24 protein-coding genes are annotated in these 23925 nt (G+C 59.2%); 10 read left to right on the top strand and 14 right to left on the bottom strand.

Annotation, left to right across the window (positions count from 1 at the left end):
• Position 1: 1 nt before the first annotated feature.
• From Q675_RS33135 to Q675_RS33120, 4 genes are all read left to right on the top strand, one after another.
• The gene (locus Q675_RS33135) at positions 2 to 796 is read left to right on the top strand and encodes an alpha/beta fold hydrolase (protein ID WP_023011749.1); all 795 of its coding nucleotides are present in this window, start codon (positions 2 to 4) and stop codon (positions 794 to 796) included.
• Between the two features lie 101 nt (positions 797 to 897).
• A complete protein-coding gene (locus Q675_RS33130) occupies positions 898 to 1986 on the top strand; it encodes an SMP-30/gluconolactonase/LRE family protein (protein WP_031211619.1) in 1089 nt (362 codons plus the stop codon).
• On the top strand, positions 1983 to 2453 hold the full coding sequence (locus Q675_RS33125; RefSeq protein WP_023011747.1) for an acyl-CoA thioesterase: 471 nt from the start codon (positions 1983 to 1985) through the stop codon (positions 2451 to 2453). The genes Q675_RS33130 and Q675_RS33125 overlap by 4 nt, the downstream gene beginning before the upstream one ends.
• An 81-nt stretch (positions 2454 to 2534) precedes the next feature.
• Complete coding sequence (locus Q675_RS33120) at positions 2535 to 3515, top strand: NADP-dependent oxidoreductase (RefSeq protein ID WP_023011746.1); 981 nt, start codon at positions 2535 to 2537, stop codon at positions 3513 to 3515.
• 15 nt (positions 3516 to 3530) lie between these two features.
• Here Q675_RS33120 and Q675_RS33115 read toward each other — a convergent pair whose 3' ends face one another.
• The 3 genes from Q675_RS33115 to Q675_RS33100 all read right to left on the bottom strand — a co-directional run bounded on the left by Q675_RS33115 (position 3531) and on the right by Q675_RS33100 (position 8248).
• Complete coding sequence (locus tag Q675_RS33115; RefSeq protein ID WP_011784056.1) at positions 3531 to 5399, bottom strand: cation:proton antiporter; 1869 nt, start codon at positions 5397 to 5399, stop codon at positions 3531 to 3533.
• Positions 5400 to 5420: 21 nt separating this feature from the next.
• Positions 5421 to 6212 carry a tRNA cyclic N6-threonylcarbamoyladenosine(37) synthase TcdA gene (tcdA, locus tag Q675_RS33110; RefSeq protein ID WP_023011745.1) on the bottom strand — a complete coding sequence of 264 codons (792 nt, stop codon included), beginning with the start codon at positions 6210 to 6212 and terminating at the stop codon, positions 5421 to 5423.
• A 260-nt stretch (positions 6213 to 6472) separates the two neighbouring features.
• On the bottom strand, positions 6473 to 8248 hold the full coding sequence (locus tag Q675_RS33100; protein WP_023011744.1) for an acyl-CoA dehydrogenase C-terminal domain-containing protein: 1776 nt from the start codon (positions 8246 to 8248) through the stop codon (positions 6473 to 6475).
• A gap of 176 nt (positions 8249 to 8424) precedes the next feature.
• Here Q675_RS33100 and Q675_RS33095 point away from each other — a divergent pair, with 176 nt between their 5' ends.
• The gene (locus Q675_RS33095; protein WP_023011743.1) at positions 8425 to 9159 is read left to right on the top strand and encodes an SDR family NAD(P)-dependent oxidoreductase; all 735 of its coding nucleotides are present in this window, start codon (positions 8425 to 8427) and stop codon (positions 9157 to 9159) included.
• A 34-nt stretch (positions 9160 to 9193) separates the two neighbouring features.
• On the opposite strand, the gene Q675_RS33090 is transcribed toward Q675_RS33095, so the two are convergent.
• Positions 9194 to 9832: a ChrR family anti-sigma-E factor gene (locus Q675_RS33090; protein WP_023011742.1), complete on the bottom strand. Its 639-nt coding sequence runs from the start codon at positions 9830 to 9832 to the stop codon at positions 9194 to 9196.
• Entirely contained in the window at positions 9829 to 10428 is a 600-nt protein-coding gene (locus tag Q675_RS33085) for a sigma-70 family RNA polymerase sigma factor (protein WP_014420382.1), read from the bottom strand. Before Q675_RS33085 ends, Q675_RS33090 begins: the two co-directional genes overlap by 4 nt.
• A gap of 235 nt (positions 10429 to 10663) precedes the next feature.
• Between Q675_RS33085 and Q675_RS33080 the strand changes: the two genes are divergently transcribed.
• Positions 10664 to 11701 (top strand): AraC family transcriptional regulator, encoded by a 1038-nt coding sequence (locus tag Q675_RS33080; RefSeq protein ID WP_031211617.1) that lies wholly within the window; start codon positions 10664 to 10666, stop codon positions 11699 to 11701.
• 27 nt (positions 11702 to 11728) lie between these two features.
• Here the strand turns inward: Q675_RS33080 and speA are convergent, their stop codons facing one another.
• Positions 11729 to 13642: a biosynthetic arginine decarboxylase gene (gene speA / locus Q675_RS33075; RefSeq protein WP_023011740.1), complete on the bottom strand. Its 1914-nt coding sequence runs from the start codon at positions 13640 to 13642 to the stop codon at positions 11729 to 11731.
• A 138-nt stretch (positions 13643 to 13780) separates the two neighbouring features.
• Here speA and speE point away from each other — a divergent pair, with 138 nt between their 5' ends.
• Positions 13781 to 14662 carry a polyamine aminopropyltransferase gene (gene speE, locus Q675_RS33070; protein ID WP_011784066.1) on the top strand — a complete coding sequence of 294 codons (882 nt, stop codon included), beginning with the start codon at positions 13781 to 13783 and terminating at the stop codon, positions 14660 to 14662.
• 63 nt (positions 14663 to 14725) lie between these two features.
• On the opposite strand, the gene Q675_RS33065 is transcribed toward speE, so the two are convergent.
• Entirely contained in the window at positions 14726 to 15997 is a 1272-nt protein-coding gene (locus Q675_RS33065; protein WP_011784067.1) for an ammonium transporter, read from the bottom strand.
• 67 nt (positions 15998 to 16064) lie between these two features.
• Entirely contained in the window at positions 16065 to 16403 is a 339-nt protein-coding gene (gene glnK, locus Q675_RS33060) for a P-II family nitrogen regulator (RefSeq protein ID WP_011784068.1), read from the bottom strand.
• Between the two features lie 378 nt (positions 16404 to 16781).
• Between glnK and Q675_RS33055 the strand changes: the two genes are divergently transcribed.
• The 3 genes from Q675_RS33055 (at position 16782) to trmB (ending at position 19420) form a co-directional block, all read left to right on the top strand.
• On the top strand, positions 16782 to 17033 hold the full coding sequence (locus Q675_RS33055; protein WP_011784069.1) for an accessory factor UbiK family protein: 252 nt from the start codon (positions 16782 to 16784) through the stop codon (positions 17031 to 17033).
• Between the two features lie 66 nt (positions 17034 to 17099).
• Positions 17100 to 18632 (top strand): YifB family Mg chelatase-like AAA ATPase, encoded by a 1533-nt coding sequence (locus Q675_RS33050; RefSeq protein WP_023011739.1) that lies wholly within the window; start codon positions 17100 to 17102, stop codon positions 18630 to 18632.
• Between the two features lie 71 nt (positions 18633 to 18703).
• Positions 18704 to 19420, top strand: coding sequence for a tRNA (guanosine(46)-N7)-methyltransferase TrmB (trmB, locus tag Q675_RS33045; RefSeq protein WP_011784071.1), 717 nt, complete (start codon positions 18704 to 18706; stop codon positions 19418 to 19420).
• A 2-nt stretch (positions 19421 to 19422) separates the two neighbouring features.
• On the opposite strand, the gene Q675_RS33040 is transcribed toward trmB, so the two are convergent.
• From Q675_RS33040 to metX, 6 genes are read right to left on the bottom strand one after another with little or no spacing between them, the layout of a single operon-like run.
• Entirely contained in the window at positions 19423 to 19974 is a 552-nt protein-coding gene (locus Q675_RS33040) for a hypothetical protein (RefSeq protein WP_011784072.1), read from the bottom strand.
• Positions 19974 to 21122, bottom strand: coding sequence for a radical SAM family heme chaperone HemW (hemW, locus tag Q675_RS33035; protein ID WP_023011738.1), 1149 nt, complete (start codon positions 21120 to 21122; stop codon positions 19974 to 19976). The genes Q675_RS33040 and hemW overlap by 1 nt, the downstream gene beginning before the upstream one ends.
• Before the next feature lie 4 nt (positions 21123 to 21126).
• A complete protein-coding gene (gene rdgB, locus Q675_RS33030; protein ID WP_023011737.1) occupies positions 21127 to 21726 on the bottom strand; it encodes an RdgB/HAM1 family non-canonical purine NTP pyrophosphatase in 600 nt (199 codons plus the stop codon).
• 4 nt (positions 21727 to 21730) lie between these two features.
• A complete protein-coding gene (locus tag Q675_RS33025; protein WP_022987588.1) occupies positions 21731 to 22180 on the bottom strand; it encodes a DUF4426 domain-containing protein in 450 nt (149 codons plus the stop codon).
• Positions 22177 to 22779 carry a methionine biosynthesis protein MetW gene (gene metW / locus Q675_RS33020; RefSeq protein ID WP_022987589.1) on the bottom strand — a complete coding sequence of 201 codons (603 nt, stop codon included), beginning with the start codon at positions 22777 to 22779 and terminating at the stop codon, positions 22177 to 22179. Before metW ends, Q675_RS33025 begins: the two co-directional genes overlap by 4 nt.
• Positions 22776 to 23924, bottom strand: coding sequence for a homoserine O-succinyltransferase MetX (gene metX, locus Q675_RS33015; protein WP_023011736.1), 1149 nt, complete (start codon positions 23922 to 23924; stop codon positions 22776 to 22778). Before metX ends, metW begins: the two co-directional genes overlap by 4 nt.
• Position 23925: the final 1 nt, after the last annotated feature.

Raw genomic sequence — 23925 nt, 5'->3', positions numbered from 1 at the left:
CATGAGTGTTGCACTGAATCACCGTATTTCCGGTCAGGGAGATCCCTTGATCCTGCTGCACGGACTATTTGGTTCCCTGGAAAACCTGGGTGGTATTGCCCGCCGGCTTGAGGACGGCTGGCAGATCCATGCTCTGGATGAACGCAATCACGGCAGCTCTCCCCATACTGAAGACATGGACTATCCGGCTATGGCCGAGGATGTCATTGCCTATCTGGATGCCCAGGGTATTGAAAAAGCCAGCCTTCTGGGCCACTCCATGGGCGGCAAGGTCGCCATGCAGGTTGCTCTGAGTCATCCGGAGCGGGTGCGGTCATTGATTGTGGCGGATATCTCGCCGGTTACCTACAAGGCCCACCACGACGCCATCCTTGAAGGCATGCAGCAGATGGACCTTCGTGGCGTGAAATCCCGCACCGAGGCGGACGCCCGCCTGGCAGAGTTTGTTGAAATGGCGGGCGTGCGCCAGTTCCTGCTGAAAAACCTGGAGCGTATTCCGGCCCAGGAGCAGGCCGATGATGAGGTGACATTTCGCTGGCGGCTGAACCTGCCTGTCATTGATGCCTGTTATGGCAAGCTGGCGGCGGCGCCGGAAGGGCAGGGACCGTTTGAGGGGCCGGTGCTTTTTATCAAGGGAGCGGATTCGGCCTACATCCAGGAGAAACACCGGGACACGATTCGTACCCTGTTTCCGGGCGCCGAGCTGAAAATCATTGAAGGCACCGGGCACTGGCTGCACGCAGAAAAACCGGACGCTTTCGCCATGCTGTGCCGGCGTTTTCTGGAACAGGCCTGATCTTGTCAGAAACCCTGTGATGTCTGCTAAGGTTAGGCTCACGGGGTTATCCGCCGGGTCGCCTGCGGACAAAGAATCATAAAAGGGAACGGGCGCGCATGATGAAATGGTTGCTGGTTGGCTTGCTGGTTGTCTTTTTGTTGCTTGGCAGCTTTCTGCTGACCCCGTCTCCGATCGACAGTAAAGCCTGGGAAGCGCCCTCTCCACCGGCCATGACCGGTGTGCTGGCGCCCAATGAACGGTTGCGGCTGGCGGATCTGCTTGCTCGTGGCGAGGTGTACGGCCCGGAAGACACCACCATCGGCCCTGATGGTGTGCTCTACACCGGTACCCAGGATGGGTGGATTGTTCGTGTTCACCCTGATGGTACGGTGGAACACTGGCTGGAAACCGGTGGCAGGCCGCTTGGACTTGTGTTTGACAGCAACGGCAATCTGATTGTCGCCGACGCCTGGAAAGGCCTGTTATCCATTACCCCTCAGGGTGACATCACGGTGCTTACCCGAGAGGCCGAGGGCACCCCCTTCCGGTTCACGGATGATGTGGTGATCGCCCCCGATGGCCGAATTTATTTCACCGACGCCAGTTCCCGCTTCCAGCAGCCTGATTACGTACTCGACTTGCTGGAGATGCGTCCTCACGGCCGGTTGTTGCGGTACAACCCGAAAACCCGGAAAACCGAGGTGTTGCTGGGTAACCTGCATTTTGCCAATGGCGTGGCAGTATCCCCTCAGGGCGATTATGTACTGGTGAACGAGACCTGGAAATACCGCATTCTCCGGTACTGGATCGGCGGTCCCAAGGCTGGCCGGGCTGAGGTATTTGCCGACAACCTGCCGGGTTTTCCGGACAACCTGGCGGTGGACGGTGAGGGCCGTTACTGGGTCGCCTTCCCGACCCTGCGTAATCCCCGGGTCGATGCCATGCACAAGTCCCCCTGGCTGAAGGATCTGGTTGCCAAGTTGCCGGACAGCCTGAAGCCCAAGCCCCAGAACTACGGTCTGGTCGTCGCCTTCGATAGCAAGGGCCAGATGCTGACCAGCCTGCACGACACTCGCGGTACTCATCTGCAGGAGATTACCTCAGTTAATCCCCACGACGGTGTTCTATACTTTGGTTCACTTCACAACGACCGTATTGGCCGGCTACCGTTGCAGGCCATCCCTGGCCTTGGAGAAGCAACCCCATGACTGATGCCCCCGCCCTGAGCTGGGATTTGCCCGGCCCGTTCACCCTGGAAATCACGGTTCAGGCCGAAGATACCGATCGACTTGGCCATGCCAATAACGTGGTGTACATCCGTTGGCTGGAGGAAGTGAGCTGGGCACACATCGAGAGTCTGGGCATGACCTGGGCCCTGCACGAGGAAACCGGCAAGGCCATGGCCATTACCCACACCGACGTTGACTACCTGATTTCGGCTAATGCCGGCGACCAGCTGGTGCTGGGCACCTGGCTGACGGACTGGGATGGTCGTTTTCGCTCGGCCCGCCAATTCCAGTTGATTCGCCGGGCCGATGGCAAAACCCTGTTGCGGGGGCTGTCTACTCACGCCTGCGTTGATATGAAATCCCAGCGCCCGGCTCGGGCTCCGAAAGCCTTTGTCGATATTCTGTCCGGCGCCCTGGTGCCCGGCGGCCGGGGCCTGCCGCGCTAGGGCCGTCGCCGGAAATATCTGCTAGTCTCATCCTTGATGCCCTTCGAGGGACATCTGACCCCATGCACTCCGGAGGCAACCATGGAACCTACCGACGTTAGTGAATCAATCCTTATGCAGCACGTGATCTACGGCGAGTTTGGTGAGCGGGAGGTGCTTCAGGTGGCGCAGGCTCCGGTGCCTGAGCCCCGGGAGGGTGAAGTGGTTATCCGAGTGCATGGCGCCGGTTTGAACCCGATTGACTGGAAAACCCGGAAGGGGCTGGGGTTCGCCGCCCGACAGATCGAAAACCGGCTGCCCTGGACGCCCGGGTACGACGTTGCCGGTGAGGTCGTCGCCGTTGCTGAGGGCGTGACCACCCTGGCCCCGGGCGACCGGGTGATGGGTATGGTGGGCTTTCCGGCCGGCGGTGGTGCTTATGCGGAGTACACACTGGCTCGTGCTGATGAGTTGGCCATCGTCCCTGATGAGCTTGATCTGGTGACTGCCGGCGCGGTGCCCCTGGCGGCATTGACGGCCTGGCAGGCCCTGTTTGAGGTGGCCAGGCTGGAATCCGGTCAGAAGATACTGATTCACGCCGGGGCTGGCGGTGTCGGCCATTTTGCGGTTCAGTTTGCGCTGGAGCGTGGCGCCCATGTGGTGGCGACAGCCTCACCGGCCAATCGGGATTTTCTGGCAGAGCTGGGCGTGCACGAAGTGATTGATTACCACACCACCGACGTTGCCGAGGAGTGCTATGGCCTGGATGTGGTACTGGATCTGGTGGGAGGGGAAACCGGCAAGCGCTCTCTGCATACCTTGTCAGAAACCGGCGTGCTGGTGACCATTCCTACCGTGACCGCCGATGACATTGTCAGTGCCGCCGAGGCCATGGGGCTTCGGGCCCACGGTATGACCGTAAGGCCGGACGTGTTTCACCTGGACGAAATTGCCGAGCTCATTGAAGACGGCGATGTGCGGGTCCACATTGACCAGGCTTTCCCGCTGGATCAGGTACAGGCCGCCCACGCTTTGCTGGAGGGCGGCCACGTCCGTGGCAAGCTGGTACTCGACTGCCGCTGACGGTTGCGAATAGCGTCAGGCTGGAGCGGCACCGCTTGCCGTTTTGTCGCCTTTCTCACCGGCAGGTTCTTCCCGGTCCCGACGTTCCTTCTGGGGTTGTGGGGGAACCAGGCTGATCAGTACCCAGTCATCACCTGGCTCAAGGGTTTCCATGTCCTTGACCGGGTGAATATGGTCCCGACTGTCGCGTACGAACAACACCAGGGCCTGGTTCTGATACTGGTTCAGAAACTGCTGGTAGCTGAACTCTTCGCTTAGCTGCGTGGTTTTCACGGTGTAGCCCTGGCTGACCAGGCTCGCCAGCTTGGCATAGCTGACGCCATCGAACAGTCCCCGGGTTCGCTGCACCTTGCCTGCGGTCTGAAGCCGCGCCCGCTGATCCTGGTCGCCTTCCACCAGACCAAATACCGAATCATCTCCGAACCAGTCCAGAAAATGGTAGGTGGCCAGACTGTTCATCTGCTTGTATGGCGACAGTATCAGGAGGTTGCCGATCCCGGTCAGGTCCATATGTGTGGCGGCATGTTCCGACACCGGGTTGCCGAAATACACCGGCAGGTTTTCCATGCGCGCCTGACGCACGTTCTCCCAGTTGGTGTCGGTCAGCATGGTGGGAATGTCATGCTTTTTCAGAGCCTGGGCCACCAGCCGGGCCACCGGGTTGGCGCCCAGAATCAGGAAGCCGTGCGCGGGCGGTTCCTGAACCCCCAGCAGTTTTGCCACGGGCCGGGCAGTGAGGCTTTGCAGGGTAACGGTGGTGATGATGAGCATAAACACCAGTGGTACCAGTACGCCGGCACTCTCATACCCGATTCGCTCAAGCTGGAATGCGAACAGCGCTGAGACCGCTGCAGCGACAATGCCACGTGGAGCAATCCAGCTCAGGTACAGCTTTTCCCTCCAGTTCAGTGTGGTGCCAATGGCCGAGAGGAAGATGCTCGCGGGGCGTGCAATCAGCATGAGGATAGCCAGCACAGCAACCAGGCCCCAGCCCAGTTCGGCGATGGCAGCAAACTCCACGCGGGCGGCCAGAATGATAAACAGGGCCGAAATGAGCAAGACACTGAGGGATTCCTTGAATTCCAGAATGCTGTCGACCGGAACCTGCTTCATGTTGGCCATCCAGATGCCCATCACGGTGACGGTGAGCAGGCCGGATTCGTGGGCCAGTTCATTGGAGATGGCAAAGACACCGAGCATGAAGGTGAGCGTGCCGGCGTTATGCAGGTACTGCGGGATCCAGTGCTTTCTGAGGACCAGGCCGTTCAGGTAGCCGGCGGCGGCACCGATGGCAAAGCCAACCAGCAGAGTCTTGCCGAAAATGTAGAGGGAGTGGCTGAAAACATTACCCTGGCCCCAGGAAACGATGCCCTCGAACACCAGAACGGCCAGCAGTGCGCCTACCGGGTCAATGATGATGCCTTCCCAGGTGAGGATGTTCGCCAGCTTGGAGGTGGGGCGTACTGCCCGGAGCAGGGGGGCAATCACGGTAGGCCCGGTGACCACGGAGATAGCACCGAACAACAAGGCAACTTCCCAGGATACTTGGAGAATCCAGCGGGCGGCCAGGGTGCCGATAATGCAGGTGACGATGGTACCCACAGGAATAAGATTGCGCACCATCTTGCCGTGGCCTTTGATTTCCTCGTAGCGCAGGGTAAGGCTACCCTCGAACAGGATGATGGCCACTGCCAGGGAGATAACAGGAAACAGCAGGTCGTCAAAAATGGCTTCCGGTTGCAGGAACCCGGTCACCGGGCCGGCAAGGATGCCACCGGCGAGCAGGAACAGGATAGCCGGCATGCGTACCCGCCATGCCAGCCACTGGCAAACCAGGGAAGAAACGCCGATGCCGGCCAGAATTAACGTGGTGCTTACGGCCATAAAAGGGCCCCGATGGTTGATTTAGGCGTTGGCCTTGCGGGCGATGCGATTCAGCAGCCGGGACGCTGCGAAAAAGCCGAAACTTGCTGTCACCGGGCTGGCAGCACCAAAACCGGTGGCGCAGTCGAGCCGCACCGGGCCGTCGCTTGTCGGTTTCTGTTGACATACCTCGCCGTCCGGGGCGGGATAGGTCAGTTGTTCCAGAGAGTATACAGCTTCTACGCCGAAGCGCCGTTTCGGGTTTCGGGAAAAACCGTATTCCCGGCGCAACATATTACGGACCTTGGCCAATAATGGATCCTGTGTGGTTTTTGCCAGGTCGGCCACCTGGATCTGGGTCGGGTCCATCTGGCCTCCCGCGCCACCGGCACAGACGATCGGAATCTTGCGCCGCTGGCAGTGGGCAATCAGCGCCGCTTTTGCCTTCACGCTGTCGATGGCATCCACCACGCCGGTCATATCTTCGGTGATCAGCTCGCCGACATTCTTCACCGTGAGAAAGCCAAAGTGCACCCGAATATCCGCCTGGGGATTGATGGCGCGCAACCGCTCCGCCATGGCATCGGTTTTGGTTCGACCATACTGGCCCTGCAGAGCGTGTAGCTGCCGGTTGGTGTTGGAGACACAGATGTCGTCCATATCAATCAGGGTGATGGTGCCGATACCACTACGCGCCAGAGCTTCTGCCGCCCAGGAACCGACGCCACCGAGACCAACAATGGCGATGTGAGCATGGCGGAAAGCATGCAGGGCCTTGCGGCCGTACAGACGCTCTATGCCGCCAAAGCGGAGATGGTAGTCATCGGTGGTCATGCGGTCTCTACTGGAGTATTAAAAATGCAGCGTGCATTGTACTTGTGTAGCAGGACTGGCGAAAAGCATTCATAAAAAAAGCCGCGCAAAGCGCGGCTTCAAGAAGGTACCAGCCTCGCAAGGAGGCGGGTTGGACTAGTTCAGAGACACTAATCAACGTGACTATTATCAATTTCTGATCTGTCTTGATGAAGGTCACAAATTGCCATTTGTCGGTCATTTCCGGCCAGAATTTTTGGCCTGACCGGAAACTCTGCCGCTTAGGCCATCCACTGCTCATCTTCCAGGGCCATCAGGCTGTCTTTGCCGGACTGGATATCCCGTAGCAGCCAGTCCGCCTCGGGCATCAGTTTCTCGAAATAGAAACGGGCGGATACCTGCTTGCTTTCCAGTAGTGGCTTGTTACCTGCGCCTGCTTCGAGCTGCTGGCCAGCCACCGCAGCCATGCGGGACCACAGATAGCCGATGACGGTCAGGGCTGTCAGACGCAGATATGGTGTTGCCGCAGCGCCAGCCTGCTCCGGATCTTTCGGGGCATTCTGGGCCAGCCACAGAGTGGCCTGCTCAAGACCCTTGACGGCGCCTTTCAGTTCTTCCCGGTAGGGCGCATCAGGATTGTCTTTCAGGTAACCCGTCAGCTCGGCAAACAGGGCGCGTACCAGTTGCCCGCCCTTCTGCGACAGTTTGCGGCCCACCAGATCCATCGCCTGGATGCCGTTGGTGCCCTCGTAGATACGGGCGATACGGCCATCGCGTACCAGTTGTTCCAGCGGCCAGTCCTGGGTGAAGCCGGAGCCACCCAGCACCTGCTGGCCCCAGTTGGCGTTGTTGTAGCCCTCATCGGTCAGGAAGGCTTTGACCACCGGCGTCAGCAGCTGTACCAGGTCGTCGGCGTTTTCACGAACCTTTTCGTCCGGGTGTGCCACCGAGAGATCCAGTTGATGGCCGGTAAACAGTGCCAGTGCACGCATGCCCTCGTTCAGCACTTTCTGGCGCATCAGCATGCGGCGTACATCCGGGTGCACAATGATCGGGTCGGCCGGGCCGTCGGGGTTTTTCGGGCCACTCAGGGAGCGGCTTTGCAGACGCTCTTTGGCGAAGGCCAGGCTCTCCTGGTAGGCCATTTCCGCCAGGCCCAGGCCCTGCATGCCCACCATCAGACGAGCTTCGTTCATCATGGTGAACATGGCGCTCATGCCTTTGTTGGGCTCGCCCACCAGCCAGCCCTTGGCGCCTTCAAAGTTCATGACGCAGGTGGCGGAACCCTTGATGCCCATCTTGTGCTCCAGGCCACCACAGAAGGCCGGATTGCGCTCACCGGAGTCTGGCAGGAACTTGGGTACCACAAACAGGGAAATCCCTTTGGTGGTGTCTGGCGCGCCCGGCAACTTGGCCAGCACCAGATGGACAATGTTGTCCACCAGATCGTGCTCACCGCCGGTGATCCAGATTTTGGTGCCCTCAATCGCGTAGCTGCCATCATCATTCGGCGTGGCTTTGGTGCGAATCAGGCCCAGATCGGTGCCACAATGGGGCTCGGTCAGGCACATGGTGCCGGTCCATTCGCCGGAAATCAGTTTTTCCAGATACGTCTGCTTAAGCTCTTCCGAGCCGTGGGCAAAGAGGGCGCTGATGGCACCATGCGTCAGGCCGGGGTACATGCCCAGCGACAGGTTAGTGGAGCACACCATCTCGTCCACCACGAATTTCAGCGTGTGAGGCAGGCCCTGGCCGCCAAACTCCAGTGGCGCGTCCAGCGCGGTCCAGCCACCTTCGACAAACTTCTGGTAGGCCTCTTTGAAGCCGTCTGGAGTCTTGACCAGTTTGGTTTCGGGGTCGTAGCTGCAGCCCTGACGGTCGCCAACCTGGTTGGTGGGCTGAATGACCTCTGCCGCCAGCTTGCCGGCCTCATCAATGACCGCGGAGATCAGGTCCGGTGTGGCATCGGCATATTTTTCCAGCTCGTGCAGCTTGTCTGCACCCAACACATCAAACAACAGAAAGCGAAGATCGTTCGCTGGTGCCTGGTATTGCATGGATACTCTCCTGTTTTGATTTGACGGTCTAAACGACCGCCGGATATCGTCGTTCTGATCTGGAAGCCTTTCTTCATACGGGCGTTTGAATTATTTGGTTTGCTTCAGGATGGCCCGAACGCATTGATTTTTCGTATCAACGACATGGGCTTGATTGATAATCGGGAGATCGGTGAATGACGACCGTTATTGCGGGGGTGTCCGGTGCCATCGGTGCGGCATTGGCCCGACGTTATCTGAGCAGCTATCCGGACCGGAGCCTGATTGGGCTGTGCCGGAGGCCGGAGACGGCGCCGGACGATTTGAAGAATCACTCTGGCGTGAGATTGATGGCCTGGGATGCAGAGGACGAGCAGCGGCTTGATGTCGCCGAGTTCAAGGCTGTGCTGGAAGCTTCTGGTCCGGTTCAAACCGTTATTTATGCCGCAGGCCTGCTGCACGATGGCCAGATGTTTCCGGAGAAACGGTTGGAGGATATCGATGGCCGAAGCATGATGCGGAGCTACCAGGTGAACTGCCTCGGGTTTGTCTCGCTGATGCAGAGGCTGGCTCCGGTGCTGAGGGGAAAGCACTTCAAGCGTATTGCCGCGGTGTCTGCGAAAGTGGGGTCTATTTCGGACAACCAGTTAGGGGGCTGGTACGCCTATCGCGCCTCCAAGGCGGCGATGAATATGGTGGTGAAGAACCTTTCTATTGAATTGTCGAGGCGTTACGCGCCACTGGCATGCGTTTCCCTGCACCCGGGCACCACCTTGTCGTCGCTGAGCCAACCATTTCAGCAGTCGCTGGAGCAGTTAACGGTGCACGAGCCAGAGCAGACGGCAAGCAATCTGTTTTCGGTTCTGGAAAGCCTCGATGCCAGGGATAATGGGCGTTTTATCAGTTGGGATGGCAGTGATCTGCCATGGTAGCGAAGTCATGCTGCGGCGGTGCCGCAGCACGCTGTTAACGCAGGAACGGATTGAGCAGACGGGTGAAGGCCCCGGTCAGCTTCAGGGGGGCGCTCAGCACTGACAGCGTGATGCAGTCTTCGCAACCGACGGCCACCGGACGATGTTCGTCCTGTTCGTTCAGAACCACAAAGTCCCACTGATTGAATACGCCCTTCTGGTCGGCAAATGCCCCTTGCAGCACAATCGTGGTTTCATCGCCACGGTGGGTATGGGCCGGCGCCTTGCCGCCCGCTACCAGTTTTTGCAGGACGACCCGCTCGTTCTGGCCGGGAAACTTGTCGGTAATGTCGAGCACACTCACGTCCGCAAGCTGACGTTTCCAGGGCAGCGCATTGATGTCATCCCCGAGCAGTTTCTGCAGAGGGCTCACCTTTGGCTGGGGAACCACCGGGGATGATGCTTGCGGGGAGCTATCGATACGCGCCATCAGTTGATCAAAGCTCGAATCAGCCACCGTCACCTTTGGCTGGTGATCCATCATGACCGCGCCCAGACTGTTCAGAGTATCGACCCGGCTACGGCAGTGGGGGCACTGCTCCAGATGCAGGCGGATGCACAGTGCATGGGGCTCGCTCAGGTTGCCCGCACTGTACTCCATCAGACTCAGGCTGTCGGGATGGTGCCGTGTCATACGTTTTGATCCTGCAAAATCACTTTCAGTTTGTTCAGTGCCAGGCGAACCCGGCTTTTCACGGTGCCGAGAGGAATGTTGAGCTCATCTGCCACCATCTGGTGGGATTTGTGCTCCATATATACCTTCGCGATTACGGTAATCTGCTCTTCCGGGAGCTGGCTCAGCGACTCCCGGATACGCCGCTCGGACATCAGGCGGTGCAGGGAGGTAACTGGTTCGTCTTCGTTATCACCCGGAATCTGCCAGAGATCCTCGGTTTCCACCGCCATCTCAGCACTGGTCCGCTGCATTTTACGCAGCATATCAATGCGCTGATTCCGGGCAATGGTGAAAATCCAGGTGGAAGCGGCCGCTTTGCGCCAGTCGTAAAGACAGGAACGGCGCCAGATAGATACGAAGACTTCCTGCACCAGCTCTTCCGCGTGGCTGGCCAGCCCGTTCGAGATTGCGTAGTACTTGATCTGCGGGGCAAAGTGCTCGAACAAAGCATGATAAGCCGCCCGATCCTGATGTTTGCCGACTTTTTCCAACAAAACACCCCAAGGGTCTTTGCGCCCTTCGGTTTTCGTTGGTTGCTGCTCCAGTGTTGTCACCGGGCGCTCCTTGACAGTTATCGTATTTGAGCTGGCTATGGTCATCATTCTATGCACTCGTCACAGATTTGTCAGTGAGAATGTTTACGCAATGGATTACCGGGCGGATTCATGGATTCCGAAAAAATTGTCGGGATGGCCTGAAGGCCGGAAGAACTGCGTCACCGGGGTTATTGCCGGTTGCCCCGGCAGGGGCTAGTCTGATCGGTAAAACAACGATCAAAAATTCCAGACCATGAACGCAACGCTCTCCAGTGGCTCTTTGCCCGTTATGCGGGTGCATTACGCTGAAATTCTCTGCCAGTTGGCAGAGGAGCGTGGGGTGCGTCGTTCCGATCTGGTGTCAGTGGCCGGTATTCGAAACAGCCAGCTCAGTCATCCCGACAATTTCATTACACTTGATCAGTTCACGGCGTTATGCCAGCAGGCACTGACCCGCTGTGGCGATGAATGCCTCGGGCTGGAATACGGCAAACGTCTGAAGTTCACCGCGCACGGAGCCCTGTCCCAGGCTGCCATCAGTTGCGACACCCTGGAGCAGGCGCTGGCGGTGTTGATCAAATATTTCCGAATCCGGTTTGCCTACATGTCGCTGGCGTTCTTCGTCGAGGATGAGGATGCAGTGATTCAGCTGGAGATTCACCACGACACCGAGAAGCTTCATCGGTTTAATATCGAAGTGGTGATGGCCACCCTGATGGACGTGAATTACCTGTTATTCGGCACTCAGTTACTGGATGGCGGGCGGTGCCTGGTGGATTACCCTCGCCCCGAGGATGTTGAGCGCTACCAGTATCTGTTCGGCGGCAAGGTCACGTTCTCGGCGGGAGTAAACCAGTTGCGTTTTCGCAAGTCGTTTCTGGGGTTACCGATGTCACTGTCCAATCCGGTTGCCCGCCGGGTGGCAGAAGCCCAGTGCGAGGAAGAAATGCGCCAGATGGAAGCATCTGCCTCGGTGAGCGATCGGGTCTTGCGTTTGCTGGAGTCTGCCCGGGATGGTCGTTTGCCCGGCCTCGAGGATGTGGCGCAGCAAATGGGGGTGTCGCCACGAACGCTTCGGCGGCAGCTCTCCGCCGAGGGTGGAGGCTTTCATGGTCTTCAGGAGAGTGTGCGACATCAGCGGGCCCGGGAGCTGCTGTTGCGCCATTCGGCGATGAGCATTGACGAGATCGCCGAGCATCTGGGTTACAGCGACCCGTCCAATTTTGGCCGGGCCTTTCGCAAGTGGGAAGGAGTCTCGCCCTCGGCCTGGCGCCGGGACAATCAGATCTGATCACGCCTTTTCGTCCGTCCTGACGTTTTATCCTTCCTCCAGGTAGGTATAGCCCTCAAGCCCGGAGGACAGCTCGGCCAGCAGCGTTTGCTGCAGCTCTGCAGCCAGGCCGCTGTGCCGGAACTTCTGCCGGTAGGCCTCAAGCAGGTTGGCGGGCTCGAAATTCACATAACGCAGTACTTTCGCCACGGTGTCCCCGGTAATGGGTTCCCCCACCTGATATTGCCCCTGTTGATCCAGTTTCACGTCCACCGAGTGGGTATCCCCGAACAGGTTGTGCATATCGCCAAGGATTTCCTGATAGGCGCCGGTCATGAAGAAGCCCATCAGCAAAGGGGACTCCGGGTCGTGTTCAGGCAGTGGCAAGGTGGTTTCGACGCCCTGGCCGTCCACGTACTGATCAATCCGGCCGTCCGAATCACAGGTGATATCCTGGATCACGGCCCGCCGGTTCAGTGACCGGTTAAGCCCGTTGATCGGCATCACCGGGAAAATCTGATCGATGCCCCAGACATCCGGCAGGGACTGGAACAGGGAAAAGTTCACGAACAGTTTCTCCGCAAGCTTCTCGTTCAGCTCGTCGATGATTTCCCGGTGCGCCCGGTTGGCGCTGTCCAGCTCGGCCCGGAGCATCCGGCAGCAGCGCACGTACAGGGTTTCGGCCTGGGCCCGCTCCTGCAGGGACAGCAAACCGTGGGCAAACTGGGCGTGGACATCGGCCATGGCGTGCAGGATGTCGTGATAGATTTCCGCCAGTGAGCGGGGCGAGTCCTCATCCTGAAGACTTTCCAGGTCTCGCCAGAGATCCTGCAGCGGCGCGGGGGCCTCAGCAGCGGGTTCCGTAGGCTCGCGGTTGTCCGGGTATTCGCGGTCAATCACATTGGTGACCAGTACCGAGTGATGGGCGGTGAGCGCCCGGCCGGATTCACTGATCAGGTCCGGGTGCGGGATACCCTGGCGGTCACACTCGGACTGCAGCACGTGCACCACGTTGTAGGCGTATTCGAATACGCTGTAGTTCATGGAGCAGCTACTGCGGGAACGGGTTCCTTCGTAGTCGACACCCAGGCCGCCGCCGATATCGACGGTACCGATGGGGGCGCCCATCGCGTGCAGTTCCGTGTAGAAGCGAGCGCACTCACGCAAGCCGGTCTGGATGTCCCGGATATTGGCAATCTGTGAGCCGAGATGGAAATGCAGCAGTTGCAGGGTGCCCAGGGCTCCGGCCTGTTTCAGGGTATCCACCACATCCAGCACCTGGCTGGCAGACAGACCGAACTTGGATTTCTCGCCCCCGGTATTCTGCCAGTTGCCCTTGCCAATAGTCGCCAGCCGGGCTCGCACGCCAATCAGCGGGGAAATGCCCAGCTTCTTTGCTTCTTCCAGAATCAGTGGCAGTTCCGACTGCTTTTCCACCACGATAAACACCCGGTGACCCAGTTTCTGGCCGATCAGTGCCAGGCGGATGTACTCCCGGTCCTTGTAGCCGTTGCAGACAATCACCGAACCTGCCTGCTTTGCCAGCGCCAGTACTGCCATCAACTCCGGTTTGCTGCCGGCTTCAAGGCCCACCTGGTTGGCCGAGGCGGCCGGTTCGGCTGACAGCAGTTCTTCCACCACCCGGCGCTGCTGGTTTACCTTGATGGGGTAAACCGCGGTATAGCGGCCCCGGTAGCCCTGCTCCTGAGTGACTTTGTTGAAGGCATTGCAGAGCTTGTTGACCCGGTCATGCAGGATATCGGTAAAGCGAATCAGAACCGGCAGGGGCACACCGGCTTCGGCCAGCGAACGAGTCAGCGCCGGCAGGTTGATGCGGGCGTCGCTTCTGCCCCGGTCCGGGCAGATTTCAACCTCGCCCTGACCGTTGACTGAAATGTATCCGTCACTCCAGTGAGCGATGTTGTAGACCTTGTGGGCTGGTGATGCAGCGGTTTCAGCCATTGTTGCTATCCTGTCAGGAAACCCGGGGCGGCCGGCGGGCCGGTAACAGGCTGCATTGTAGGAGCTGACCACTGCACCTACAATACGCCCCTTTCAGATGCCCCGGCACATTGCAGCGGCACACAGTGGGAGACAGACATGACCGCATTGAACGAAGGCTGGTTCACCGAGGTATTTCAGGACCAGGGCACCGCTTTTTCCCTGCAGGTAAAGCGCAAGCTCCATGAAGAGCAGACGCCATTTCAGAAACTCGAAATCTATGAAACCGAAACCTTCGGCAACCTGATGGTTCTGGACGGCTGTGTGATGCTGACCACCAGGGACAATTTCCTGTACCACGAAATGATGACCCATCCTGCGTTGTTCACCCACAAGGACCCGAAAAAAGTGGTCATCGTCGGTGGTGGCGACTGCGGCACCCTGAAAGAAGTGCTGAAACACCCTGGAGTGCAGGAAGCCTGGCAGGTGGAGATCGATGAGCGGGTAACCCGCATGTCTGAGAAGTATTTTCCAGAACTGTGCGAAGCTAATGGCGACCCCCGTGCCAACTTCTTTTTCGGTGATGGCATCCAGTGGATGCGTGATATCGAGCCGAACAGCATTGATGTGCTGATTATCGACAGTACCGACCCGGTGGGTCCTGCGGAAGGCCTGTTCGCACTGGATTTCTATCGCGATGCCATGTTGGCCCTGAGGGAGGGCGGTATCATCGTGCAGCAGAGCGAATCCCCCCTGCTGCACACCAATACCATCATCAAGGACATTCACGATGACATGCACAAAGCCGGTTTTGGCCATGTGCAGACATTGCCATTCCCCCAGCCGGTATACCCCACGGGCTGGTGGAGCTGCACCATGGGCAGCAAGGAAAACCCGCTGAAGTATTTCCGCGAGGAAGATGCCAACAACCGCCCCTTTGTCACCCGTTACTACAATGCCGGGGTGCACCACGGTGCCTTGGCCATGCCGCAGTTTATGGTGGATGCGCTGGAAGATGAGGTTCGCCCGGAAGAGGGTTGAACCGGAGGCTAAAGAAAAAGGGCGCCACAAGGGCGCCCTTTTTTGTTCCGGTAGGTAGCGGTGTTACTGCTTGCCGCTGACAAACTCCGGATAGGCTTCCATACCGCATTCGGAGAGGTCGACACCTTCGTACTCTTCCTCTTCGGTCACACGGATGCCCATGACAGCCTTCAGGATACCCCAGACGACCAGGCTGGCTACGAATACCCAGATAAAGATGGTCAGGGCGCCGATGATCTGGCCGCTGAAGCTGACATCGCCGTTGGTAACCGGTACCAGCAGCAGGCCCAGCAGACCACAGACACCGTGGGCAGAGATGGCGCCGACCGGATCGTCGATGCGTAGCTTGTCCAGAGTGACGATGCTCAGTACCACCAGGATGCCGCCCAGGGCGCCCCAGATAGTGGCTGTCAGCGCGCTCGGGGTGGATGGCTCGGCGGTGATTACTACCAGACCGGCGATCGCACCGTTCAGCAGCATGGTCAGATCAGCCTTGCCAAACATCAGGCGAGCGGTGATCAGGGCGGCAATAGCGCCACCGGCAGCGGCTGCGTTGGTGTTCAGGAACACCATGGCCACGGAGTTGGCACTGGCGACGTCGCCGAGTTTCAGTACAGAACCACCGTTGAAACCGAACCAGCCCATCCACAGGATGAAGGTACCCAGAGCGGCCAGCGGCATGTTGGCGCCCGGGAAGGCACGGATTTCACCGTTGGGGCCGTATTTGCCTTTACGCGGGCCAAGCAGCAATACACCAGCCAGGGCCGCAGCGGCACCTGCCATGTGTACGATGCCGGAGCCGGCGAAGTCACTGAAGCCAAGATCACCGAGGTTGTACATACCGAACACATCGGCGCCACCCCAGGTCCACGCGCCTTCCAGCGGGTAGATAAAGCCAGTCATGAAGACCGCGAATACCAGGAACGCCCACAGCTTCATGCGCTCGGCAACCGCGCCGGACACGATGGACATGGCGGTGGCCACGAACACGACCTGGAAGAAGAAGTCAGAGGCCGCTGAGTAGATGGAGCCGCCGGTGAAGCCGTCTTCACGGGTGGCGAAGTCACCCAGTACGCCGTCCACGTCCACATCGGCGATGCCGGAGAGGAAGACGTTACCGCCGTACATGATGGCGTAACCGCACACCAGGTACATGGTGCAGGCCACGGCAAAGAGCGCGACGTTCTTGGTCAGGATTTCGGTGGTGTTTTTAGCACGCACCAGGCCGGACTCGAGCATGGCAAAGCCTGCGGCCATCCACATGACTAATGCGCCACACACGAGAAAATAAAAGGTATCTATTGCATACTGCAGGTGAAAGAGATTGCTTTCCATAGGAAGCCCTCCGCACAAGGCTCTTCAGGTTATAAGTTTTTTGCGTTGGCTGGGTGTCAGTTCTGGATCAGACCGCTTCTTCGCCGGTTTCGCCTGTCCGGATCCGGATAGCCTGTTCCAGTTCAGTCACGAATATTTTGCCGTCGCCGATCTTGCCGGTATTGGCTGCCTTGGTGATGGCTTCGATGACCTGGTCCAGCAGGTTGTCGCCAATGGCGATCTCCACTTTGACCTTGGGCAGGAAATCCACCACGTATTCCGCGCCACGATAGAGCTCTGTGTGGCCTTTCTGCCGACCGAAGCCTTTGACTTCAGTGACGGTTACGCCTTGTACGCCAATCTCGGATAGTGCCTCACGGACATCATCCAATTTGAAAGGCTTGATGATCGCTGTCACAAGTTTCATTGCTTTCTCCTTGGTAAAGCCGTCCCAACAGTGAGGGCCCGTCGGCCGGTTGTTGAGTTCGGGATGCTGCCACCTCGCACATCAATTGTGCGGATTGCGTACGAGGGCTTTAGCATCGGGTATGCCAACGCAAAAAATAGCTTTTAAAACAAACTCTTAATTATTGTCTGTGCCGAAATGGCGCAGCTTGATGCACTGTTGTGGTGCATTGTGCCTGCGATTGTCTCAAAACAGCGCAGTCGGGCCATCGGCCGCGGCCATTATAATGCCGACCGGGTACAGTATGGCAGGGGGTAGGGTGTGATACACTCCCGCAAACACCCCGGCGACACGGAAAATAGTCTGATATCGCCGAAAAACCGATACGAGAGGTGATTGATGAAAGGGCCCCAGGAAATTTTTTCTCAGTTGCAGGGTCAGTTTGGCCAGTTTGTTCCCGATATGGCTCGGGCAGCCCGGGAAGATTTTGAAACCCAGGCCCGGGCCACGGTGATGTCGGTTCTGTCCCGGCTGGAGCTGGTGACCCGGGAAGAATTTGATGCCCAGCAGGCGGTCCTGATGAAAACCCGTGAAAAGGTTGAGGCCCTGGAAAAACGTGTTGCCGAACTGGAGCAACGCCAGAGTTCCTGATGGTTTGCCCGGGCGGCAGGGTCGCTGCCCGCAACGACTGATTGTTCTGTGCCATGGAAGGTTGTCATGCTCGCTATTGTCCATTCGCGCGCCAGCATTGGCGTGTCTGCTCCCCCGGTTACCGTTGAGGTGCACCTGTCTGGTGGCCTGCCGGCATTATCCATCGTCGGGCTGCCGGAAACCGGAGTGAGGGAAAGCAAGGATCGGGTTCGCAGTGCACTGCTGAATGCCGGTTTCGAATTCCCCGCCCGTAGAATCACCATCAACCTCGCGCCTGCTGACCTGCCCAAAGAAGGTGGCCGTTTTGATTTGCCCATTGCCCTGGGCATCCTGGCCGCCTCCGGCCAGATTCCCCCCGAAAGCCTCGAAAGCCACGAGTTTCTCGGAGAACTGTCCCTGGATGGTGCGCTTCGGCCCCTCAAGGGGATATTGCCCGCGGTACTGGCGGCTCGCGAAGCAGGCCGTTCGCTGTTGCTACCTCAGGACAACGCCGAGGAAGCTGCCCTTGCCAGCCGTGATGATGTGCTTGCCGCCAGCCATCTGCTGTCAGTATGTGAGCATCTGGCGGGCCGTGCCAGACTGGTTCCTGTTCCTCGATCTGAAACGCCGGGAGACGGTGCCGCAGCGGTGTCTGTGGCCGATCTCTCAGAGGTGCGAGGCCAGCAAGTGCCCCGTCGGGCGCTGGAGGTGGCCGCAGCTGGCGGTCACAATCTGCTGTTTTTCGGCCCTCCCGGAACCGGTAAAAGTATGCTGGCGAGCCGGTTACCGGGCATTCTGCCAGGTTTGCCAGATGAGGCAGCCATGGAGGTGGCCAGCGTGCATTCCGTTGCGGGCCAGCCGCTAAAGCCAGGTGGCTGGCGTCAGCCACCATTCAGGGCGCCTCATCACACGGCGTCTGCGGTGGCGCTGGTGGGCGGTGGCAGCAGTCCTCGCCCGGGCGAGATCTCTCTGGCGCACCGGGGGGTGTTGTTTCTCGATGAACTGCCGGAGTTTGAACGGCGGGTCCTGGAAGTGCTGCGGGAGCCTATGGAAACAGGCGAAATCTCCATCAGCCGGGCGGCGCGGCAGGTCACTTTCCCAGCGCGATTTCAGGTTGTGGCCGCCATGAACCCATGCCCGTGTGGTTACAGTGGTCACCCCAATATCGAGTGCCAGTGCACGCCGGCACAGGTGATGCGTTATCGGGCAAAGATCTCGGGGCCGTTACTGGATCGGTTCGATCTGCATGTGGAAGTTCCGGTGCAGTCCGGAGAGGTCTTGCTCGGTTCCGGGGTGTCCGGTGAGAGTAGCGCCAGTGTCAGGGCCAGGGTTCTGGCTGCCAGGGCCCGGCAGGAGGCTCGTGGGATGCTCAACTCGGCCCTCTCGGGAGCGTTGCTGGATCAGGCTTGCCGGCTGGATGCCGCCAGTGAGCGGTTGTTGACCCGGGCCATGGAGCGACTGGGGTTGTCGGCCCGGGCGCTCCATCGAATATTACGACTGGCCCGCACCCTGGCGGATCTGGAGGGTGCTGAACACCTGAGCCAGTCGCACCTGATGGAGGCGCTGGGTTACCGCCAACTCGACCGTCAGACTGGCCAGGGGTCGGTTGTCTCCGCCTGAAGCTACTGACTCTGGTAAACTGTGTGCCAGATTTATTCCACGAGATCCGCTTTGAAGCTTGAGGACGCAGAATGACTGACCAGAACGAGACTCAGGATACGAATCCGGTCACCACACGCCGCGGTGTTCGCAGCTTTGTACTGCGCCAGGGGCGGATGACCGAAGGTCAGAAGAAGGCCTTCGATCGCAACTGGGCCAAGTACGGACTGAGCCGTGACAATGGCATGATCGACCCCCGTGAGGTGTTTGGCCGCGATAACATGCTCAACCTGGAGATCGGTTTCGGGATGGGCAAATCCCTTGCCGATATGGCCGAAGCGGCACCCGAGCAGGATTTTATCGGCGTGGAAGTGCACCTGCCTGGCGTCGGCGCCTTGTTGAAAGAAGTGGAATCGCGTGGTCTTGAGAATGTGCGGGTATACAGCATTGATGCCAATGATGTGATTGACCTGTGTCTGCCGGATGCCTGTCTGGATCGGGTGATGGTGTTCTTTCCGGACCCGTGGCACAAGAAAAAGCATCACAAGCGCCGCTTGATCCAGCCGGAATTTGTACAGCGCATCCGCCATAAACTCCGGGTGGGCGGTATTCTGCACCTGGCCACTGACTGGGAGAACTACGCTGAGCATATGCTGGAAGTGATGAGTGCGTCAGAAGGCTTTGCCAATACCCAGGAGCAAGGTGGTTATTCGCCCAAGCCTGATGACCGCCCGATCACCAAGTTCGAGAAGCGTGGCGAAAGTCTTGGCCACGGAGTATGGGATTTGTTGTTTTATCGCACCAACTGAGTTCAGTGGGAGTGAGTCAGGGGCCTGCGGCGGGAAGCACGGATGACCACCAGGCCCGCCATGCCAAGTATCAGGCCGGTGAATTTCACCAGCGCCAGAATGGTGGCGGTCAGGCTCAGGGAGTCTGAAGGCGGATTGAAGTTATTAAGCAGAACAATGTTTTCCGCTACATCGCTGATGCCTGCGATGACAAAAAGGGCGCGCACCCAGCGGGCGACCATCCGTTCCCGGATACCCGGTCTGTCCCGGGTGAAGTGGCGGGTTAATTGAAGCAGCGCGGCCAGATAGACCACGATGAACACAAAGTCGAGCCACAGTGATAGCCGTGCCATGGCGAGATTGCCGTCACGCCAGCTGCGCAGAATGGCGTGAGTCTGCTCGGCGGTACCGGCCAGCTGTAAACTGACAATCCCCTGAGGCGCGGCGGACGTATGCAGTGGCTGGTTCAACGCCACCAGAACCAGCCACAGTGCCAGTGCAGCCACCAGGGAAACCTTCATGGGCAGCTTCATCGGGCGCATGGGAATAAGCGGTGGGCGCTGGGCTGAGTCCATCAGAGAAAGTGCTCCAGCAGGCTGTTCAGGTATCTTTGCCCCTTTGCCGTCGCCTGCAGACGGTCGGGGACGATCAGGTTTTCATTTCGTAACTGCTCAAGTTTTACCGCAATGGACGACAGTGGTAAACCTGTATGCTCACCGTACAGTCTTTCGTCGGTGCCGCTTTTTAGTCTCAACGCATTCATCATGAATTCCAGGGGCCGGTCTTCCGGCTCTATGGCTTCACTGCCAGCGGTGCGGGAGCCGATCCGGTTGAGATATGCGTCGGGCTGCCGGGTCTTCCAGTATCGCAGGATGCGTCCGTCGGCAAGGCTCACCTTGCCATGGCCGCCTGCCCCAAGGGCCAGATAATCCCCGAAGGTCCAGTAATTCAGGTTATGCCGGCTCTGAGCGCCCGGCAGGCTCCAGGCGGAGACTTCATAATCGTCCATCCCCGCCTGGCGCAGCAGATCTCCCCCGCGCTGGTAAATTTCCCAGAGCCGGTCATCGTCCGGCAGGGCGGGTGGTCGGGAGAAAAACTCGGTGTTGGGCTCGATGGTGAGCTGATACCAGGACAGGTGCCGGGGCTGGTAGCTCAACGCTGCCTGTAAATCATCCAGAGCCTGACTCGGTGTCTGGTCGGGCAGGCCATGCATCAAGTCGACATTGAAGTTATCAAAACCGGCCTTGCGGGCGGCTTCAATGGCGCTGTGGGCCGACGCGCTGTCGTGAATCCGGCCCAGGGTTTTCAGTTGCGCCGGGTCAAAGCTTTGAACACCGATGGACAGCCGATTGATGCCTGCCTCCCGGAAGCTCTCGAATCGACCAGTTTCCAGCGTGCCGGGATTGGCCTCCAGGGTGATTTCGGCCTCGGGGCTGAATGTTAGCCGTTCCCGGAGCCGCTCGAACAGGCGGTGGTAGAACGCGCCGCTCATCAGGGACGGGGTTCCGCCACCGATGAACACGGTTTCAATGGGGCGTTCCCGTACCAGGCTCAGATCCTGATCCAGGTCGTCCAGAAGGGCGTTCAGGTAGGCGTGTTCGGGAATCTCTCCCTTGACAGCGTGGGAGTTGAAGTCGCAGTACGGGCATTTGCGCACGCACCAGGGCACGTGAATGTACAGACTCAAGGGCGGGCAGACCGCCACGGGCAGGGTGGCGGTCACAGTATTAAAGCTCCGCCCTGAGTTGGTCCAGAAGGCTGACCAGAGCCCGTCCCCGATGGCTGATCCTGCCTTTCTGCTCCCGTGTCAGCTCGGCAGCGCTGCATCCATGCTCCGGTACCAGAAAGACCGGGTCGTAACCGAAGCCGCCTTGCCCGTGCGGCTCGGCAAGAATGCGGCCTGGCCAGCGACCATGGCAGATGATCGGCGTGGGATCGTCAGCATGGCGGAGATAAACCAGAACGCAGTGAAACTGAGCGCTGCGCTCTGCTTCCGGCGTGTCTTTCAACGCTGCCAGCAACGCCTCGACATTATCATTGTCGGTTGCCTCTTCGCCGGCAAAGCGGGCGGAGCGAACGCCCGGGCGGCCGTCCAGGGCATCCACGGCCAGGCCACTGTCGTCGGCCAGCGCAGGCAGGCCAGTGACTCTCGCTGCATGGCGGGCTTTGATAATGGCATTCTCAACGAAGGTAACGGCCGGTTCTTCGGCCTCTGATACCCCAAGCTCACCCTGGGCGACCGGCTGCAAGCCAAGTGGCGCGAGCAGATCAGTCAGTTCGGCGATCTTGCCCTTGTTGTTGCTGGCGATGACGAGTTTCTGTGACATAGGCTCAGTCGTTAAACAGCGTGTGGGAAAACCGCACCGGCAGGTCCTGCTGGTGGCCGGTGGGGCGGGCGGTAATGTTGAAAGTCATCAGGTCGCCGGACCGGTACTGGTATTGGGCGATGAAGTACACCGCATCGCCTTCCTGGATGCGCCGGAACGCCAGGAAGTTTACCTGCTGGATGTCGTTGGACACCTGGCCTTCAACCTGGCCACCCACAGGCGCAGGCTGGCCGTGTTCGTTCTCGGCCATGATGGAAATATTGACGATGCCGATGCCCTTGCTGCGCTGCAATTTGTTGGCCTTGGCAACTTCCGGGTCCAGGAAGGTGCTGGGAAAAACGCTCCAGTTAACCTGGTAGTCGCCAAAATCTTTCTCCCCGGCCTGGGCCTGCACGGCCATCAACAGGGCAAAGGCCAGAAACACCAGTTTTGAAACAGTACGTGTGATCATCATGGGTTCTCCCGTGTGATGCGGTAGATGGCAATTTCTCCCAGCAGGTTCGGCCACAGCCTGGCCAGCCAGCTGTTCTGGTGCTGGCCGTCGACCACCCGCCGGCTCTTGATTCGAATACCTTTCTGGCGGCACAGGGCCTCGAAATCCTTGAAGGTGCACAGCCGGATATTCGGCGTGTTATACCACTTATACGGCAGCGCATTGGATTCAGGCATGCGGCCGCTCAGGGCCAGGCCCCAGCGCAGTCGCCAGTGGGCAAAGTTGGGGAAGGTGACAATACCTTCCCGGCCTACCCGCAGCATTTCTTCGATGACCTTGTCTGGCCGGCGAACGGCTTGCAGGGCCTGGGTCATCAAAACCACATCGAACATGCCGTCATCGAAGTTATCCAGGCCCTGGGTGTCCAGGTTCTGCTCGATCACGCTCACGCCCCTGCCCATGCAGGTGGTGATGTGGTCCGGGTTGATCTCCAGGCCAAAGCCGCTGGCGCCCCGTTCCCGCTGAAGGAAATCAAGCAGGGTGCCATCGCCGCAGCCGAGGTCCAGTACGTGGTGGCCGGGTTCAACCCATTGCTGGATGATTTCGAGGTCTGGTCTCATGCGCCAACCTCCCTGGCAACACGGTCCATGTAGGCCGTGAAGATGTCGGTGTATCTGGGTGTCGGGATCAGGAACGCATCGTGGCCCCAGGGTGCATCAATTTCCGCGTAGCTGACTTTCTTGCGGGCGGAGATCATGGCATTCACCATCTCTTCCGACCGTTCCGGCGAGAACCGCCAGTCGGTGCTGAATGACAGCACCAGGTATTCGCACTGTGCCGGTGCCAGGGCCTTTGACAGGTCGCCGCCGTGCTCGTAGGCCGGGTCGAAGTAGTCCAGCGCCCGGGTCATCAGCAGGTAGGTGTTGGCATCGAAACTTTCGGAGAAACGCTCGCCCTGGTAGCGCAGGTAGCTTTCCACCTGGAATTCGGCATCGAAGCCGAACTTGTAGGCCTCTTCCCGCAGTTCCCGGCCAAATTTCTCACCCATGGACGCATCGGACAGGTAGGTAATGTGGCCGACCATGCGCGCCAGCATTAGCCCGCGGCGAGGTAGGACGTCGTGTTCGTAGTAGCGGCCTTCGTGGAATTCCCGGTCCGAGGTGATGGCCTGGCGGGCCACTTCGTTGAAGGCGATGTTCTGGGCGCTGAGCCGGGGGGTCGAGGCAATCACCACTGCATGCCGCACCCGCTCCGGGAAATCCAGGCTCCATTGCAGGGCCTGCATGCCGCCCAGGGAGCCGCCCACAACCGCCGCCCATTGCTGGATGCCGAGATGATCGGCCAGCCGGGCCTGGCTTTTTACCCAGTCTGCTACGGTAATAACCGGAAAGTCCGGGCCGTAGAGTTTGCCGGTGGACGGATTGACGGAACCGGGCCCGGTGCTGCCGTGGCAGCCGCCAAGGTTGTTCAGGCTGACCACAAAGAAGCGGTTGGTATCTATCGGTTTGCCGGGGCCAATGCAGCTGTCCCACCAGCCGGGTTTGCGCTCTTCCATCGAATGGTAGCCGGCGGCATGGTGGTGCCCGCTCAGGGCATGGCAAATCAGGATCGCGTTGCTCGCATCGGCATTCAGGGTGCCGTAGGTTTCCACCACCAGGTCGTAGTTCTCGAGGGACTGGCCGCAAGCCAGATCGATCGGGGCGTCAAAATGGATGGTCTGCGGGCTGACAAGGCCAACGGAATCCGAGGGCAGGGAATCGGGCATG

This window comes from Marinobacter sp. EN3, assembly GCF_000475315.1.
GTDB classification, from domain to species: Bacteria; Pseudomonadota; Gammaproteobacteria; order Pseudomonadales; family Oleiphilaceae; genus Marinobacter; species Marinobacter nauticus.
This window is presented reverse-complemented; position numbering and strand designations above follow the sequence as displayed.

What these genes read in the sequence shown, in the direction of transcription:
- Q675_RS33095 (WP_023011743.1), top strand. Translation starts at nt 8,425, where the DNA reads ATGACGACCGTTATTGCGGGGGTGTCCGGTGCCATCGGTGCGGCATTG.
- glnK (WP_011784068.1), bottom strand. Translation starts at nt 16,403, where the DNA reads ATGAAACTTGTGACAGCGATCATCAAGCCTTTCAAATTGGATGATGTC.
- Q675_RS33080 (WP_031211617.1), top strand. Translation starts at nt 10,664, where the DNA reads ATGAACGCAACGCTCTCCAGTGGCTCTTTGCCCGTTATGCGGGTGCAT.
- Q675_RS33100 (WP_023011744.1), bottom strand. Translation starts at nt 8,248, where the DNA reads ATGCAATACCAGGCACCAGCGAACGATCTTCGCTTTCTGTTGTTTGAT.
- Q675_RS33115 (WP_011784056.1), bottom strand. Translation starts at nt 5,399, where the DNA reads ATGGCCGTAAGCACCACGTTAATTCTGGCCGGCATCGGCGTTTCTTCC.
- speE (WP_011784066.1), top strand. Translation starts at nt 13,781, where the DNA reads ATGACCGCATTGAACGAAGGCTGGTTCACCGAGGTATTTCAGGACCAG.
- Q675_RS33055 (WP_011784069.1), top strand. Translation starts at nt 16,782, where the DNA reads ATGAAAGGGCCCCAGGAAATTTTTTCTCAGTTGCAGGGTCAGTTTGGC.
- Q675_RS33040 (WP_011784072.1), bottom strand. Translation starts at nt 19,974, where the DNA reads ATGGACTCAGCCCAGCGCCCACCGCTTATTCCCATGCGCCCGATGAAG.
- metX (WP_023011736.1), bottom strand. Translation starts at nt 23,924, where the DNA reads ATGCCCGATTCCCTGCCCTCGGATTCCGTTGGCCTTGTCAGCCCGCAG.
- Q675_RS33050 (WP_023011739.1), top strand. Translation starts at nt 17,100, where the DNA reads ATGCTCGCTATTGTCCATTCGCGCGCCAGCATTGGCGTGTCTGCTCCC.
- Q675_RS33120 (WP_023011746.1), top strand. Translation starts at nt 2,535, where the DNA reads ATGGAACCTACCGACGTTAGTGAATCAATCCTTATGCAGCACGTGATC.
- Q675_RS33125 (WP_023011747.1), top strand. Translation starts at nt 1,983, where the DNA reads ATGACTGATGCCCCCGCCCTGAGCTGGGATTTGCCCGGCCCGTTCACC.
- Q675_RS33135 (WP_023011749.1), top strand. Translation starts at nt 2, where the DNA reads ATGAGTGTTGCACTGAATCACCGTATTTCCGGTCAGGGAGATCCCTTG.
- Q675_RS33025 (WP_022987588.1), bottom strand. Translation starts at nt 22,180, where the DNA reads ATGATGATCACACGTACTGTTTCAAAACTGGTGTTTCTGGCCTTTGCC.
- Q675_RS33130 (WP_031211619.1), top strand. Translation starts at nt 898, where the DNA reads ATGAAATGGTTGCTGGTTGGCTTGCTGGTTGTCTTTTTGTTGCTTGGC.
- metW (WP_022987589.1), bottom strand. Translation starts at nt 22,779, where the DNA reads ATGAGACCAGACCTCGAAATCATCCAGCAATGGGTTGAACCCGGCCAC.
- trmB (WP_011784071.1), top strand. Translation starts at nt 18,704, where the DNA reads ATGACTGACCAGAACGAGACTCAGGATACGAATCCGGTCACCACACGC.
- rdgB (WP_023011737.1), bottom strand. Translation starts at nt 21,726, where the DNA reads ATGTCACAGAAACTCGTCATCGCCAGCAACAACAAGGGCAAGATCGCC.
- Q675_RS33090 (WP_023011742.1), bottom strand. Translation starts at nt 9,832, where the DNA reads ATGACACGGCACCATCCCGACAGCCTGAGTCTGATGGAGTACAGTGCG.
- tcdA (WP_023011745.1), bottom strand. Translation starts at nt 6,212, where the DNA reads ATGACCACCGATGACTACCATCTCCGCTTTGGCGGCATAGAGCGTCTG.
- Q675_RS33065 (WP_011784067.1), bottom strand. Translation starts at nt 15,997, where the DNA reads ATGGAAAGCAATCTCTTTCACCTGCAGTATGCAATAGATACCTTTTAT.
- speA (WP_023011740.1), bottom strand. Translation starts at nt 13,642, where the DNA reads ATGGCTGAAACCGCTGCATCACCAGCCCACAAGGTCTACAACATCGCT.